Origin of the sequence: Halobacillus massiliensis (assembly GCF_900166625.1) — a bacterium.
Taxonomy (GTDB): Bacteria; Bacillota; Bacilli; order Bacillales; family Halobacillaceae; genus Halobacillus_A; species Halobacillus_A massiliensis.
Map to the genome: position 1 here is coordinate 1843390 of NZ_LT800499.1, position 15564 is coordinate 1858953.

12 protein-coding genes are annotated in these 15564 nt (G+C 39.9%); 9 read left to right on the top strand and 3 right to left on the bottom strand.

The window, feature by feature from the left end:
- Nucleotides 1-21: 21 nt before the first annotated feature.
- Nucleotides 22-1395: a M28 family peptidase gene (locus B7E06_RS09105; RefSeq protein ID WP_082233675.1), complete on the bottom strand. Its 1374-nt coding sequence runs from the start codon at nt 1393-1395 to the stop codon at nt 22-24.
- 436 nt (nt 1396-1831) lie between these two features.
- On the opposite strand from B7E06_RS09105, the gene B7E06_RS09115 reads away from it, so the two are divergent.
- Entirely contained in the window at nt 1832-2545 is a 714-nt protein-coding gene (locus B7E06_RS09115) for an EAL domain-containing protein (protein WP_082233677.1), read from the top strand.
- Between the two features lie 23 nt (nt 2546-2568).
- Here the strand turns inward: B7E06_RS09115 and B7E06_RS09120 are convergent, their stop codons facing one another.
- Complete coding sequence (locus B7E06_RS09120; protein WP_082233678.1) at nt 2569-3396, bottom strand: undecaprenyl-diphosphate phosphatase; 828 nt, start codon at nt 3394-3396, stop codon at nt 2569-2571.
- Nucleotides 3397-3757: 361 nt separating this feature from the next.
- On the opposite strand from B7E06_RS09120, the gene B7E06_RS09125 reads away from it, so the two are divergent.
- The 6 genes from B7E06_RS09125 (at nt 3758) to B7E06_RS09150 (ending at nt 11760) form a co-directional block, all read left to right on the top strand.
- Entirely contained in the window at nt 3758-4738 is a 981-nt protein-coding gene (locus tag B7E06_RS09125; RefSeq protein WP_082233679.1) for a tetratricopeptide repeat protein, read from the top strand.
- A 178-nt stretch (nt 4739-4916) separates the two neighbouring features.
- A complete protein-coding gene (gene tig / locus B7E06_RS09130; RefSeq protein ID WP_082233680.1) occupies nt 4917-6203 on the top strand; it encodes a trigger factor in 1287 nt (428 codons plus the stop codon).
- A 324-nt stretch (nt 6204-6527) separates the two neighbouring features.
- Nucleotides 6528-7805: an ATP-dependent protease ATP-binding subunit ClpX gene (gene clpX, locus B7E06_RS09135; protein WP_082233681.1), complete on the top strand. Its 1278-nt coding sequence runs from the start codon at nt 6528-6530 to the stop codon at nt 7803-7805.
- Between the two features lie 321 nt (nt 7806-8126).
- Nucleotides 8127-10391 (top strand): endopeptidase La, encoded by a 2265-nt coding sequence (gene lon / locus B7E06_RS09140; protein ID WP_425432224.1) that lies wholly within the window; start codon nt 8127-8129, stop codon nt 10389-10391.
- Nucleotides 10381-10968 carry a ribosome biogenesis GTP-binding protein YihA/YsxC gene (gene yihA / locus B7E06_RS09145; protein ID WP_082233683.1) on the top strand — a complete coding sequence of 196 codons (588 nt, stop codon included), beginning with the start codon at nt 10381-10383 and terminating at the stop codon, nt 10966-10968. The genes lon and yihA overlap by 11 nt, the downstream gene beginning before the upstream one ends.
- Before the next feature lie 57 nt (nt 10969-11025).
- Entirely contained in the window at nt 11026-11760 is a 735-nt protein-coding gene (locus B7E06_RS09150; RefSeq protein ID WP_082233684.1) for an amino acid ABC transporter ATP-binding protein, read from the top strand.
- An 870-nt stretch (nt 11761-12630) separates the two neighbouring features.
- On the opposite strand, the gene B7E06_RS09160 is transcribed toward B7E06_RS09150, so the two are convergent.
- Nucleotides 12631-13110, bottom strand: coding sequence for a LiaI-LiaF-like domain-containing protein (locus B7E06_RS09160; RefSeq protein ID WP_082233686.1), 480 nt, complete (start codon nt 13108-13110; stop codon nt 12631-12633).
- 245 nt (nt 13111-13355) lie between these two features.
- Here B7E06_RS09160 and hemA point away from each other — a divergent pair, with 245 nt between their 5' ends.
- Entirely contained in the window at nt 13356-14729 is a 1374-nt protein-coding gene (gene hemA / locus B7E06_RS09165) for a glutamyl-tRNA reductase (RefSeq protein WP_082233687.1), read from the top strand.
- A 15-nt stretch (nt 14730-14744) separates the two neighbouring features.
- A complete protein-coding gene (locus tag B7E06_RS09170; RefSeq protein ID WP_082233688.1) occupies nt 14745-15563 on the top strand; it encodes a cytochrome c biogenesis protein in 819 nt (272 codons plus the stop codon).
- Nucleotide 15564: the final 1 nt, after the last annotated feature.

Consider the following 15564-nt stretch of genomic DNA (forward strand, 5'->3'; position numbering starts at 1 on the left):
AGTCGGGAAGCTGGAATTTTTTTATAACGGACGATCATCAAATTCATAGTGAACAGGGCCTGGTGCAACTCTGGCTCTTTCTAATGCAGGAGTGTCAGGGCGAGCGATTTGGTAGACGGCTGCTCCAACTATTTTAGTTACTTCCGTAAGTTTTTCTTTACTTATTTTATCTATCGTATCGTCAGGCGAGTGATACCATGGTTCAAGTGGAGCGTGGATAAATAGAGCTGCTGGGATGCCACGTTCAAAGAAAGGTACATGGTCACTTCGCCCAAGCTTTCCATACTCTACTACTTCTGCTACCCGGGCACCTGCAGAAGCTCCGAGATCAGTGACAAGGTTTTTATTTCCATCCGGAGTGAACATAATTAAATCGCCGGCATCACGGCTCCCGATCATATCCATCTGGAAGTGAGCTGCTGTACGGTCAACCTCATTTTGAGATAGTGTGGAAGCATAGTGATAGGAACCTACCAGTCCTTTTTCCTCCGCACCAAACGTAATAAATCTTAACTCCGTATCTGTAGGTGTGTTGGCCATAATTTTCGCCAGTTCTAAAACTCCAGATACACCAGAAGCATCATCATTAGCTCCAGGCCCGTTTGCAACCGAATCATGGTGAGCTCCGATGTTGATAATCTGTCCGGTATCTTTATTCTTATGAGGTTTCTTTGTAGCAATTACATTGTAGGACGTCTTGTCAATCGTTCCAGCGCCTTCAACTGTAAGATTAGCAATTACTTCTTCGGACTGAAGCTGTTCGACTAGTGATAAGCCTGCTTCACGTGTAATGGCTACAGCTGGGATGTCCTGGCCTTCATAGGTATAGCCGAAATGACTGCCGGCCTGTCCTGGACCGTTAAACATAATGACACCTGCTGCTCCTTTATCTAAGACGTTTTGTACTTTATCATAAAAAGGGATAGATCCTCTTTCTACTAAAGCAATTTTTCCTTTAATAGAATCAGGGATTTCTTCTGTAGTGGCTAATCCGACATATTCAATCGCCGCCTCTACAGACCCGTTCACAGAGCCGTTAAACGAGTGAACATCATCTGTAAAGGTTGAACCGTTTACCATAAGAGAAGATGATCCTCCATCCCATTCCTGGAAAGTAAAGGGCTGAAGCTCGGTGTCAAGCCCATAGCTTTCGAATTCGCCTTTTATGTATTGAACCGCATCATACTCACCTTGTGTGCCTGCTTCACGCGGTGCTTTTGAAAGAAGATCAACACGGTCATATAGACGGTCCGGGCTGATTTTCTTTATGATTTTGTTATCAAATGCTTGATCTGCATTTTCGTTTACTGCAGGCGGGTCAGCTAAAACAGAATGGGGAGCAGCACTTAAAACTAATCCAGCTGTCATCATTAATGTAATCGCTTTCTTCGACAAATGAATTCCTCCTTTAAACATACGATACTTCTGTCACATTATACTATATTATGGAAAAACAGGTTTTCTAAACTCTTTCTTACATCTGGGTCTATAGGCTTGGAAGCGGGATGATGAATAGTAGAAGGAATTGTCGAATGGCAGGGAGTGGGACCTGCTTAATTAAAAGGTATGATGGTAAAAGAGATGAAAAAATGAAGATTCGGGCCAATAGTTTGATTTTAAAAGAAAAGTTTGATTGTCTGTTTACTCCTAGGTTCTTTAGGCAGCACATTGAGAAAGAAAAGATTCTAAAACTGAAAGAAGAAGAAGGATTTTGACTTCAATAAATAGGAAGAAAAATACTTATTTATATGGAATTTTTCCAATGCTTCGTGTATTTTGAATATAATGGTTATACTTTTTTACATAAAAAATAATATTAGAGGGTGTATTGATGACTTCGATTGACAAACTATTATCCGACAAGTCGTTTTCCCACCATTTCCAGCCTATTTTCAATTTGTTCACGTGGAAGAAAGCCGGATATGAAGTGTTGTTGAGAACCGAATGGGATTCTAATCCGGCAGAAGTCTTCGAAAAGGCAAGACTAGAAGGGAAATTATATGAATTAGATACGTTATCGATTAAGAAAGCTTTAAAGTATTACATTTATGAAGGTTATACCTCTACTGATGGCTTGCTGTTCTTTAATATCTATCCTTCCACCATAATGAATGCTTCCTTTTATCCCTTTATAAGCGGTTTAAACGAAGAGTATTCATCTTATCAATTTATTCTTGAAATTAGTGAGTCTGAGATCATACAAGATTATAAAAAATTTAATGAGGCGTTTGAGTGGATCAGATCGCTTGGAATTAGAACAGCCATTGATGGATTTGGTAAAGGATATTCCGCGATGGAGAGGCTGGTTGAATTAAAACCGGACTATATTAAGCTTGACCGGTTTTTAACTACAGAATTGGACACTTCAAAAGAAAAGCAGTTTATTGTTGAGGGGATTAATAGATATTGCCACGAATTTAATGCCCAATTAATTATCAAAGCTGTTGAAAAGCCTAATGAGCTGGCCATAGCGAAATATTTAGGTGTGCCTTTAGCTCAAGGAAACGTCTTAGCTCCGCCGGAACTATTAAAAAAAGAATTGTAAAAAACACGCAGTCTGCGTGTTTTTTATTGTATAAAAATGATATATACAGCTGCTGCAAGAACCAGTCGGTAAATGGCGAAAGGGATTAGCTTAATTCTTTCTATAATTCTCAAAAAGAAGCGGATGGAAAGCAGGGCGAAAATGAATGCTGTGATAAATCCGGCTGCAAGGTAAGGAAAAGATTCGAAGCTGAAGTAGTTCCAATTTTTAATTAGAGATAAAAGGCTTGCTCCAAACATAATGGGCACGGCCATTATAAATGTGAAGTCTGCCGCAGCCCGGTAGTTCATCCCAAGCAGCACACCACCTGAAATTGTGGCTCCTGAGCGGGAAAACCCCGGCCAAAGGGCGAAACATTGAAAAAGCCCCACCATGATCGCCTGTTTATAAGTGATGTGATCGACTGTAGCAGAAGTCGGTGTTTTTATCCTTAATTTATCCGCAGCCATCATTAGAAATGCCCCGAGTACGAGACCAACCACCACTGTTTCTGCTGAGAATAGATATTCATCAATATAATCTTCAAAACTGAAGCCAAGAACAACAGCCGGAACAAGTCCTGCGGCTATATGACTGATTCTTAATTGTTTCACAGGGCGAGGCTCGAACCTCGTAAAGGATCTTAGTAAGGTCTGAAAGCGATTTTTAAAAACACATACAACAGCACAAATCGAACCAAGTTGAATAACTACTTTAAAAGTATTTGCCGCATGTCCGGTTAGGAATTCATTTGAATGGAGCCAAAGATCATCTACTATAATCATATGTCCAGTAGAAGAAATTGGAGCAAACTCTGTCAATCCTTCGACAATACCAAGAATAATCACTTTAATTAACTCGATAATTTCCATCTTTGCTGCTCCTTTTGTTACTTAATCATTTTCTATGATATATTCATGAAAACAAGTTTATATTCTTCCCCCTGTATTTGCTGTCCTATATAGATGTCCCGGCTAAGGTATGATAAGCCCGATATGGTATAATGAAGTTTCGTAATAATTAAGACTGCTTGAACTTATACACCTGATAGAGGCATGATTTCAAAGGCGTTTCTTACATATTACCTGTTATAAGATAAATGAAGATACTATTTCTTTGTTTTTTTAAAACAAGAATGGCTTCAATAGCTTTTTCCATAACGTACCGGTTTTAAAAATATAGATTTTGGTTAAAATGATTGAATGGGATTTTACATATTAGGAAGGGTGTCTTATGGATAAACAAAATGGAGAGGTTGTATTGTTCCCAAAGTGGAAATCGACCCTTGAAAACGTGGGATTTAACGCTGTTAAAGAAAAACGTTATACAGAAGCTGTTGAAAGTTTTATGACTTTATTAAATCATGAGGTGGCTTCACATGAAGTGATTACAGCCTTATTAATGAGCTTAATTGAGCTTGGTCAGTACGAAAAAGCGGAAGATTTATGTCAGGAACAAATGAAAATAGAAGAAGATCACTATTATCAGTATTTACATATTTATATTACGATTCTCTTCCAGGATAATCGCTATCAGGAATTAATTGATCTGCTAGATGAAGTTTTTGAGACAGAAGATATTCCTCACCAAAACCGTACACAGCTCTGGCAAATGTATGAGGTGACTAAGAAATTATTAGCTGATGCCCATAAGGAAGAAAGCGACCAACTGGAAATGGATTTTGAGAAAGCGATTCGCGAAAATGAATTACATAAGCAGTGGGCCGCTATTTCCCAATTAAAAAAGCAGCCTTTGCCTGCCGATCTTACATTATATAAAGAACTGCTTAAGAAGAATGAGGTTCACCCGATCATTAAAACTGAAATGATATTATGGTTTCGGGATATGGAAATGGCCGAGACTGTAACTATAAAAAAATTCGGGAGTGAAATTGAAATTGTTCCTGAGAAGCTTAATTCCTTTCAGTCCGATTATATTATACAGCAGATTCAATTGAGGCTTGGAGCGATTGAACAGGAAAACCCTACTATGTATGAAATGGTGCAGCGTCTTCTTAGAAATTATTGCTATGTGCGCTATCCATTATATCCAACAGAGCATGAGGTTGATATAATAGTAGAAGCCCTGAAACAGCTGGGGTATGAATACTTACAGCTACCTTACGAGAAAGTTTCTGACGATCGGCGTATTCACAAGTATAAAGAAGAAATTGAATTGTGTGATCAGCATTATATGATTCTAGCAGGAGAATAAGCTTATTACAGCTGCAGGCCGCTAAAAAGTATGGACTCTATCACAATTGTTGAAAGCACAAAACTTTATGTTATAATGTAGTGGTTGCAAAAAAGATTCGTGTATCAATAGTATCATAGAATCAGATGATGATCGTCATCATTACGAACAGGAAAATAGATGTTGGAGGGAATTTTTTATGTCAGCAAAATGGGAAAAACAAGAAGGAAACCAGGGCACACTAACCGTTGAAGTCCCTGCGGAAGATTTTAATAAAGCATTAGATGAGGCTTTCAAAAAAGTCTCTAAGCAGGTGCAAGTACCTGGATTCCGTAAAGGTAAAGTACCACGCAAACTATTCGAACAGCGTTTTGGAGTAGAGTCACTTTATCAGGATGCGATCGATATCGTTCTTCCTAAAGCATACTCTGATGCTGTGGAAGAAACAGGTATTGAACCGGTTGATCGTCCGGAAATTGACGTTCAGCAAATTGAAAAAGGCCAGCCTCTAGTATTTACGGCAGATGTTATTGTTAAGCCGGAAGTTAAGCTTGGCGAATACAAAGGTCTTACTTATGAAGAAGTAGACACCGAAGTAACAGATGAAGATGTTGAAAATGAACTTAAACAGCAGCAGGAACGTCAAGCTGAACTAGTTGTTAAAGAAGAAGGCGCTGTTGAAGAAGGCGACACTGTTGTTATGGACTTCGAAGGTTTCGTTGACGGCGAAGCATTTGAAGGCGGACAAGCAGAAAACTACTCTCTTGAAATTGGTTCAGGTTCCTTCATTCCAGGATTTGAAGAACAGCTAGTCGGCAAACAGTCCGGAGAAGAAGCTGATGTTGAGGTTACTTTCCCTGAAGAGTACCATGCAGAAGATCTTGCTGGTAAAAAAGCTGTATTTAAAGTGAAAATTCATGAAATCAAAGGTAAGGAACTTCCTGAGCTTGATGATGAATTCGCTAAAGATGTAGATGAAGAAGTTGAATCTCTTGAAGAGCTTAAGAAGAAAACTCGTGAGCGTCTTGAAGAGCAGAAGAAAACTGATGCTGAAAATCAAAAGCGTGACACTCTAGTTCAAAAAGCTAGTGAAAATGCAGAAGTGGAAATTCCACAGGCTATGGTTGACACAGAGCTTGACCGGATGGTGAGCGAATTCGAACAGCGCCTGCAAATGCAAGGTATGACTAAGGATATGTACTTCCAATTCACTGGTCAGGACGAAGACGCCCTGCGTGAACAAATGGGTGAAGACGCCGGCAAGCGCGTGAAGACGAACCTTACACTTGAAGCAATTGCTCAGGCGGAAAATGTGGAAGCTGCTGAGGAAGACGTAAATGCTGAATTAGAAAATATGGCATCTATGTATCAGACAGACGTAGCGCAGTTGACACAAATGCTTGGCGGTAATACGGATATGGTGAAAGAAGACCTGAAAGTTCGTAAAGCTATTGACGTTTTAGTAGATAATAGTAAAGCAGAATAATATAATTAGAAGACAAGGTGATATAGTCTGCCTTGTCTTCTCCTATATTTTTTAGAAATACCAGGAAAATAATGAAGATCTTATGAATGAAAAGCTCGTATTTTTACATATACTATAGATGTACCTATTGTTTGACTTATAAGCGATATGTCTACATAATGAGGATGATGTAATAGTAAAAGAGCACACCTCTCAAAAGATATTGCTTTTTTGTTTGTAGTTAATTTGTTATGATGAGCAAAAGAAGTGGGTGCACAATTTCAGGTGCCACGGGTAGTTATGCAGCTGCAAACTATTGCGTCATTTTAAGAAGGGGTGAAAAGAATGTTTAAATTTAATGAAGAAAAAGGGCAGTTAAAATGTTCTTTTTGTGGCAAAAGTCAGGAACAAGTTCGTAAATTAGTAGCTGGTCCTGGTGTTTATATATGTGATGAGTGTATTGAACTTTGCACAGAAATTGTGGAAGAAGAGCTGGGTAACGACGAAGAAGTAGAATTCAAAGAAGTTCCTAAGCCTCAAGAAATCCGCAGCATTTTAAATGATTATGTAATCGGGCAGGATCAGGCGAAGAAAAACTTGTCTGTTGCTGTTTATAACCATTATAAGCGTATTAATGCTGGCGTTAAAAATGACGATGTAGAATTGTCAAAAAGTAATATTCTTATGCTTGGGCCGACAGGAAGCGGGAAAACGCTTCTTGCTCAAACGCTGGCTCGCATTTTGAATGTTCCTTTCGCTATTGCTGACGCTACGTCTCTTACAGAGGCTGGTTATGTAGGGGAAGATGTGGAAAACATCCTTCTTAAGCTTATCCAGGCTGCTGACTATGATGTAGAAAAAGCTGAAAAAGGAATTATCTATATTGATGAAATAGATAAAGTAGCCCGTAAGTCTGAAAATCCATCCATTACACGTGATGTGTCTGGTGAAGGAGTTCAGCAGGCATTGCTGAAAATTCTTGAAGGAACACAGGCAAGCGTTCCTCCACAAGGCGGCAGGAAGCATCCTCATCAAGAATTTATTCAAATCGATACAACCAATGTGTTGTTTATTGTAGGCGGTGCCTTTGATGGAATTGAACAGATTATAAAACGCCGTCTTGGTAAAAAAGTAATTGGCTTTGGCGCTGGTACAAGTGAGACAGATGCAGAGAAAAGTGAACTGCTCACTAGAGTACTTCCAGAAGACTTGCTCAGCTACGGGCTGATCCCGGAATTCATCGGTCGTCTTCCGGTAATTGGAAGCCTTGAACAGCTTGATGAAGAGGCACTTGTAGAAATTCTTACGGCTCCAAAAAATGCTCTTGTTAAGCAGTATCAGAAACTTCTTCAAATCGACCATGTAGAGCTTGAATTTGAAGAGGGAGCCCTGCGTGAAATCGCCAAGTTAGCGATTGAAAGAAAAACAGGAGCACGTGGTCTGCGTTCCATTATTGAAGGCATTATGCTCGATGTAATGTATGAACTTCCATCCCGTGACGATATTGAGAAATGTATTATCACGAAGGAGACTGTTCTTCAGGATAATAGTTATCCTAAACTGATCCTTACAGACGGAACGGTAGAAGATGAGAACAAAGAAACGCCGAAAGAAAGTGCTTAAAATTATGAAATGGCGCATGTCACTGTAAGTCCTCGTTATTTAGTGACTGCATGTAAACGAAGAAGCCGCGCTACATTTTGTGTAGCGCGGCTTCTCTATTGCATAATATGTGTGAAGGGCTAGCATGATTCCTCTACTGCTGTTCATAATAAAAGTACTTGCAGATAGCATTTTTGACCTATTGCTTACGTTTTACTTTATGTAGAGATTTTTATATGATTAACTTACGATTAGGATAATTCGGAGGTGCAAACATTGACTGAAAACAATAAAACACAACTCCCCCTCCTTCCTCTCAGAGGTCTATTGGTGTATCCTTCGATGGTACTCCACCTTGATGTGGGCAGAGATAAATCAGTAAACGCATTAGAGCAGGCAATGATGGATGATAATCAAATTTTACTCGTTTCACAGAAGGAAGTTAATATTGACGATCCATCCATTGAAGATATGTATGAGATCGGCACTGTAGCTAAAGTGAAACAAATGGTGAAATTGCCAAATGGAACAAACAGAGTATTAGTGGAAGGTCTCTTCCGGGCAACGGTAGAGAACATTCAAGAAGGTGAAGACTATTATGAAGCGGAAATCACCAGGCTTGAAGATATACATGATAATAAAAAAGAAGAAGAAGCCTTAATGCGGACGCTTCTAGAACAGTTTGACCAGTATGTAAAGGTCTCTAAAAAGGTAAGTAAAGAAACCTACAACACAGTGGCTGACATTGAAGAACCGGGGAATCTTGCAGACATTATAACTTCTCATCTTCCTATTAAGATTAAAGACAAACAAAAGGTGCTTGAAACCAATAGTGTAAAAGAACGTTTAAAGCATCTGATCGAACTTATTTCAAATGAACGTGAAGTTCTGCAAATTGAGAAAAAGATCGGCCAGCGTGTAAAAAAATCCATGGAGAAAACTCAAAAGGAATATTATTTGCGAGAACAGATGAAAGCCATCCAGAGCGAGCTGGGTGATAAAGATGGTAAAAACGGTGAGGTTTCTCAACTTAAGGAAAAAATAGAAGAAGCCAATATGCCGGAGCGTGTGGAATTGGTAGCTTTAAAAGAGCTGGGCCGTTATGAAAAAGTTCCGCAAAGTTCTGCGGAAAGTTCTGTAATCCGTAACTACCTTGAATGGCTTGTTTCGTTGCCGTGGTCTGAGGAAACAGAAGATAATCTCGATGTTAATCATGCTGAAAAAATTCTTGACGAAGATCACTATGGGCTTGAGAAAGTAAAAGAGCGTGTACTTGAATATTTAGCTGTTCAACAGCTGACTCAATCAATTAAAGGCCCCATCCTTTGTTTAGTAGGACCACCTGGAGTCGGAAAAACTTCACTGGCAAAGTCTATTGCTCGATCGATCAACCGTAAATTTGTACGTGTTTCCCTTGGCGGTGTGAGGGATGAAGCAGAAATTCGCGGTCACAGGCGTACTTATATTGGCGCGATGCCCGGGCGTATTATTCAAGGGATGAAGCGGGCAGAAACCATAAACCCTGTCTTTCTGCTCGATGAAATTGATAAAATGGCAAGCGATTTTAGAGGAGACCCTTCTTCCGCTATGCTTGAAGTACTCGATCCAGAGCAAAACAGCACATTCAGCGACCATTTCATTGAAGAACATTATGACTTGTCGAATGTAATGTTTGTTGCTACAGCAAATACGATGGCTTCCATACCAGGTCCGCTCCTTGACCGGATGGAGGTTATAACAATCGCCGGATATACAGAGGTCGAGAAGCTTCATATTGCTAAAGATCACTTATTGCCAAAGCAGATTAAAGAAAATGGATTAACTAAAAGTAAAATTCAAGTAAAAGATGAGGCGCTGCTTAAACTCATCCGCATGTATACGCGTGAAGCAGGAGTTCGTAATCTGGAGCGTCAGTTGGCAGGTGTTTGTAGAAAAGCGGCCAAAGTCATCGTATCAGGTGAAAAGAAACGAGTAATAGTTAGTGAAAAACAGCTTGAAATTATGTTGGGACGTCCGAAATTCAGGTATGGTCAAGCTGAACTTGAAGATCAGGTCGGAGCAGCGACAGGTCTGGCTTATACAACAGCAGGCGGGGATACTTTATCTATTGAAGTGTCTATTTATCCAGGCAAAGGAAATCTAACATTAACAGGTAAACTTGGGGATGTTATGAAAGAATCCGCTCAGGCAGCCTTCAGTTATATCCGTTCAAAAGCTGAAGAGCTGAAAGTGGATCCGGAATTTGCTGAGAAGAATGACATTCATATTCATGTCCCTGAGGGAGCTACTCCTAAAGACGGACCTTCTGCAGGTATTACAATGGCAACAGCTCTAGTTTCTGCGTTAACAGGACGTCCGGTAAGAAAAGAAGTCGGAATGACAGGAGAAATTACTCTTAGAGGACGAGTGCTTCCGATTGGCGGACTTAAGGAAAAATCTTTAAGTGCCCATAGAGCAGGCCTTACAACTATTATTATTCCTGCAGATAACGAGAAAGATCTTGAGGATATTCCTGAAAGTGTAAGAGAGGGTTTAACTTTCATTCCAGTTAAGCATTTGGATGAAGTATTAGAGAAAGCATTGGTGAAAGAAAAAAATGAAAGTTAACCACGCAGAAATAGTAATTAGTGCAGCAAGCAAGAAACAATATCCAGCTGATCCCATACCGGAAATCGCGCTGGCGGGACGTTCCAATGTAGGGAAATCTTCTTTTATTAACAAGTTGATTTCCCGGAAAAATTTAGCGCGTACCTCTTCGAAACCAGGAAAAACCCAGACATTAAACTTTTATAAAATCAATGAAGCTTTCCATTTTGTAGACGTCCCCGGCTATGGCTATGCTAAAGTTTCGAAAAAGGAACGGGCCAAGTGGGGGAAAATGATGAAGGAATACTTTGCTGAACGTGAACAGCTAAGGGCTACAGCTCTTATTGTAGATATTCGTCATGAACCTTCTGATGAAGACTGTATGATGTATGATTATCTAAAGTATTTTGATTTACCAGTAATAGTCATTGCAACGAAACTGGATAAAATTAAAAAAGGTAACATCCAAAAGCAGTTAAAGCTCGTAAGTTCAACACTGGAAATGGCAGAAGATGATCTGTTAATCCCTTTTTCTGCAGAAACAGGAGAAGGAAAAGATCAGTCATGGAAGGTTATACGTGAATATTTAGAAATATAAAAGAAACACCATTCCTTTTAGGAGTGGTGTTTTTCGCAAAAAGGATGATCGTTCTATATGTCGGAAGAAATTCTTCAAGTCAATCGGTTAAATAAATCATTTGAACGCACTCAGGTGCTTAACAATGTCAATTTAAGTGTTAATAAAAATGAAGTGGTATGTCTTATTGGCTCCAGTGGTTCAGGAAAAAGCACCTTTCTAAGGTGTCTTAACTTCTTAGAGTTTCCAGACAGCGGAGAAATTACTATTCTTGGCCGGACCATTCAGCCGAAGCAAGACAGTTTAAACGAAATTCGTCAGAAGCTCGGCATGGTGTTTCAGCAGTTTAATCTGTTCCCCCATAAAACCGTCCTGGAAAATGTGACAGAGGCCCCGATGCTTGTAAGGAAATTAAGTAAGCAGCAGGCAGTGAAAGAAGCGAAGGACATGCTCGGAAAAGTAGGTTTAAGTGACAAAGAAAATGACTTTCCTTCAAGGCTATCAGGAGGTCAGCAGCAAAGGGTGGCGATAGCCAGAGCTTTGGCCATGAAGCCGGAGATTATGCTGTTTGATGAACCTACTTCAGCGCTTGACCCAGAGCTTGTTGGAGAAGTATTGCAAGTAATCAAGCAGCTTGCAAAAGAAGGGATGACAATGATCGTAGTGACCCACGAGATGGGATTCGCCCGGGAAGTAGCTGACCGAGTCGTATATATGCATGAAGGTAAAATCGTGGAAGAAGGCAGCCCTTCTGATATATTTGATCATCCGAAAGAAGAAAGAACCCGTGCGTTCTTAAGCTCAATTCTTTAAAAGCTACGGTATTTTTTAATTATTAAGATCGATAAAACCTATTCCGTTTGCCAAAAAAGAAATAATCAGGTGGAAAAACTCTTGTTTTCTTCGGGAAACTGATGAGCCAACTCATTACACTCCCGGATCTCACCATGGCTCTATCCCCTGCAGGAGGTTTAGCATATCTCTTACTAAGCCTTTAAGAGAAGGAAAAGTTAGTTCCGTTTTACTGGAGCAAGAGAAAAGCGTCTGGGAAATGACTCGCTTTCCGCGAGGAGCCGGTGAGCTAGCTCGCTGCACTCGCGGATCTCACCTTGTCTCTTCTCCCTGCAGGAGTCACGTTATTGCTTCATTTTCTTCTTAATGGTGAAAGAGAAAGACCTGTTCCGTTTATCAAGTACGGAGAAACGCGGCTGGGAAATGACTCGCTTTCCGCGGGGAGCCGGTGAGCTAGCTCGTTTCACTCGCGGATCTCACCATGGCTCTATCTCCCTGCAGGAGTCTCGCCATTTCCCAGCCTCTTTACATTTAATGGGGAAACGGAACGCTGTAATCTCATTAAGCTCTCTAATGAGATCAATCCTCTCTTCTTATATGTTCCGTTACTCAAAAATACGTAAAGGGACAGGGGGAAACGGCGAGACTCCTATGGGAGAAAAGAACAGGGTGAGATCCCGGAAGGCTTTAGCCTGAGGAAGCTCAGCGTTCACCCATGGAAAGCGAGTTGTTTCCCCCGGCCCGGTTATCTATATCGTGGTGAACGGAACACTTTTTCCCTTTAAGTGAGACTCAAAGAACCCTTCTTCCAAGGCTTTTTTCCTGAGGAAGGTTCCCGGCAGATAATGGGTAATGGAAAAACAAAAAAGCCGTGGATTTCACGGCTTTTTTTTACTTCTTTTTTAAGATATATACACCAGCTATAACAAGCACAACGGGCCAAAAACGCTCCACAAAAGTAATAACTACAGATATGTATTCAAACCATTCAGGATTGGAAGTTGAAAACAGAGCGAATATGGACAGTCCGAGCAGGACAAGAGCTGGAATAATCCCTGACTTTGTTTTTAAATACTTAATGAAGAAGCCTGTGCCAATAATCAGGGTATAGACGGCCCAATGGTCAATCCAGTTCGGGTAACGCTCAAGACCGTGAAAATGAATGCCAAAGCCGGTCAGAATAATGCCTGGAAGCAGAGTAGAGCTATCTTTCGAAAAATAATTATGTAATAATAGGGCCGCTCCAATAATAATTAAAATAGTAGGCCATGAGTAGAAGGGATTCAAAAAGGGAATATTGAATTGACGAAGCAGAAAATATCCGCCTAATCCCAGGAGCAAAAAGCCGGTAAACGAATTTTGTTTCTTCAATGTCATTCCTCCGTAAATACATAAAAGGTCTGTCTTGCGAACACTGTCGGGATTTGGTATATTAATGACGGGTTACAAATTAGAATTGTTCTAAATTGTTTTTTCGACGTATTCGTTTTGTATGTATATCTTATCATAATGATTTCAAAATCTGTTCATATTATAAAGAAAACTATGGCTTTTTATATGTTATAATGAGGCATATGTGATTGTACAGGACGCTTTTTAACTTGGGGGTATATAAAATGCACGTATTATCAATCGGGTTAAACTATAAGACAGCCCCTGTGGAAATTCGGGAAAAGCTGACATTCTCTGATGATCGACTGGTAGAGGCGATGCAGAACCTTAATCAACAAAAAAGTGTTCTGGAAAATGTAATTATCTCTACTTGCAATCGTACGGAAATATATGCAGTGGTCGATCAGCTTCACACAGGTCGTTACTACATTAAGCAATTTCTAGCCGAATGGTTTGAGATCAGCAAAGAAGACTTTTCTCCCTTCCTTTCCATTTCAGAGGCTGACGGTGCGATGGAACATCTATTCCGGGTAGCTTCTGGACTTGATTCCATGGTTCTCGGGGAGACCCAAATTCTTGGCCAAATCAAACAAGCCTTTCAAACAGCTCAGCAGGCTGGTACTACGGGGACTATATTTAATCAGCTGTTTAAGCAGGCGGTGACTTTAGCCAAGAAGGCGCATAAAGATACGGGTATCGGGGAAAATGCTGTATCAGTGAGCTATGCTGCTGTGGAACTCGCCCGTAAAATATTCGGCGACTTAGTTCATAAGCACGTTGTTATAATCGGTGCCGGAAAAATGGGAGAACTTGCAGCGAAGAATTTACACGGTTCGGGTGTTAAACAAGTTACCGTAATTAATCGAACACATGATAAAGCAAAAGTCGTGGCAGATCAATTTAATGGACAAGCCCGCACGATGGAAGATTTACAGGATGTTTTAACAGAAGCTGACATTGTGATCAGTTCAACTGGTTCTTCAGAATATGTAATTTCAAGAAACCAAATGGATCCTGTTCATAAAAAAAGAAAAGGAAAGCCTCTTTTTCTTGTAGATATTGCAGTGCCTCGAGATCTTGACCCTGGAATGGAAGATCTGGAGAGCGTTTTTCTCTATGATATTGATGACCTTCAAGGCATTGTTGATGCTAATCTAGCCGTTCGTAAACAAGCTGCAGAAGAGATTGAAATTATGATAGAGGCAGAAATTATTGATTTTAAAGAATGGCTGCAGACGATTGGTGTGGTGCCGGTCATTTCTGCTCTTAGAACGAAGGCTTTAGGCATTCAGGCCGAGACAATGCAAAGTATTGAACGAAAAATGCCAAATCTAACAGAGCGTGAAAAAAAGGTTTTGCGGAAACACACTAAGAGTATTATTAACCAAATGCTGAAGGATCCTATTCTTCAAGCTAAAGAATTAAGTGCCAAGCCTGATGCGGAAGAATCTTTGCGCCTCTTCACACAAATCTTCGGCATTGAAGAGGAAGTGGAAAAGGAACTCGAAGAGCAGGAGAAAAAGAATATAAAAGAACAAGCTCCTGATTCAAGTGAAAACTTTTCTTTCGCAGCGCTTCACAAGATTGTGAATTCATAAGGGTGGAAGCAGCGGATGTTTGAGCTTAAATGGATTTATGAATTAATCCTTTTACTTTATGGTGCAAGTTTAATAGGATATTTCATTGATTTTATTCAGAATAACCGGAAGGCTAATCGGATGGCCTTCTGGTTACTTAGTATGGTTTGGGGTTTGCAAACCTTTTTTTTATTAGCTCAGGTTTTTATTGAAGAAAACTTTCCTATTGTGAATGTTTATGATAGCTTGTATTTTTATTCCTGGATACTAGTCACGTTCTCCTTAATAATCAACCGGCTTTTTCGGGTCGATTTCTTTGTTTTTTTTGCGAATTTGTTAGGCTTTCTTGTGATGCTTCTTTACATTGCAACACGGGCACCTAATACATTAAAAGACCAGGGACTTTCTCTTGTTCATGAAATGCTGGTCGTGCATATTACATTGGCTCTTATCTCCTATGGTTTTTTTACACTATCATTTATTTTTTCAATTATGTATTTGCTTCAGTATCGATTGCTCAAGCAGAAAAAGTGGGACGCCAAGCTGTTTAGACTTGGCGATTTAACAAAACTTGATCATTTTTCTTATATAGCTGTCATTCTAGGGGTGCCTCTGCTGCTCATTGCCTTAATTCTTGGGGTGACATGGGGGTATACTTCCGGCGACACCTTCTACTGGTATGATTCAAAAACACTTGGCTCCATATTAGTACTTCTGGTGTATGGGGTTTATTTATTTTTAAGAGTTGTGAAAGGGTATCAAGGTAGGTCTATTTCTATTTTTAATAGTGCCGCTTTCTTGTTTTTGCTCATTAACTTTCTGCTCTTCGGTTCATTATCAAATTTTCATTTCTAGT

What these genes read in the sequence shown, in the direction of transcription:
- B7E06_RS09170 (WP_082233688.1), top strand. Translation starts at nt 14,745, where the DNA reads ATGTTTGAGCTTAAATGGATTTATGAATTAATCCTTTTACTTTATGGT.
- lon (WP_425432224.1), top strand. Translation starts at nt 8,127, where the DNA reads ATGGTACTCCACCTTGATGTGGGCAGAGATAAATCAGTAAACGCATTA.
- hemA (WP_082233687.1), top strand. Translation starts at nt 13,356, where the DNA reads ATGCACGTATTATCAATCGGGTTAAACTATAAGACAGCCCCTGTGGAA.
- tig (WP_082233680.1), top strand. Translation starts at nt 4,917, where the DNA reads ATGTCAGCAAAATGGGAAAAACAAGAAGGAAACCAGGGCACACTAACC.
- B7E06_RS09125 (WP_082233679.1), top strand. Translation starts at nt 3,758, where the DNA reads ATGGATAAACAAAATGGAGAGGTTGTATTGTTCCCAAAGTGGAAATCG.
- B7E06_RS09120 (WP_082233678.1), bottom strand. Translation starts at nt 3,396, where the DNA reads ATGGAAATTATCGAGTTAATTAAAGTGATTATTCTTGGTATTGTCGAA.
- clpX (WP_082233681.1), top strand. Translation starts at nt 6,528, where the DNA reads ATGTTTAAATTTAATGAAGAAAAAGGGCAGTTAAAATGTTCTTTTTGT.
- B7E06_RS09150 (WP_082233684.1), top strand. Translation starts at nt 11,026, where the DNA reads ATGTCGGAAGAAATTCTTCAAGTCAATCGGTTAAATAAATCATTTGAA.
- B7E06_RS09115 (WP_082233677.1), top strand. Translation starts at nt 1,832, where the DNA reads ATGACTTCGATTGACAAACTATTATCCGACAAGTCGTTTTCCCACCAT.
- yihA (WP_082233683.1), top strand. Translation starts at nt 10,381, where the DNA reads ATGAAAGTTAACCACGCAGAAATAGTAATTAGTGCAGCAAGCAAGAAA.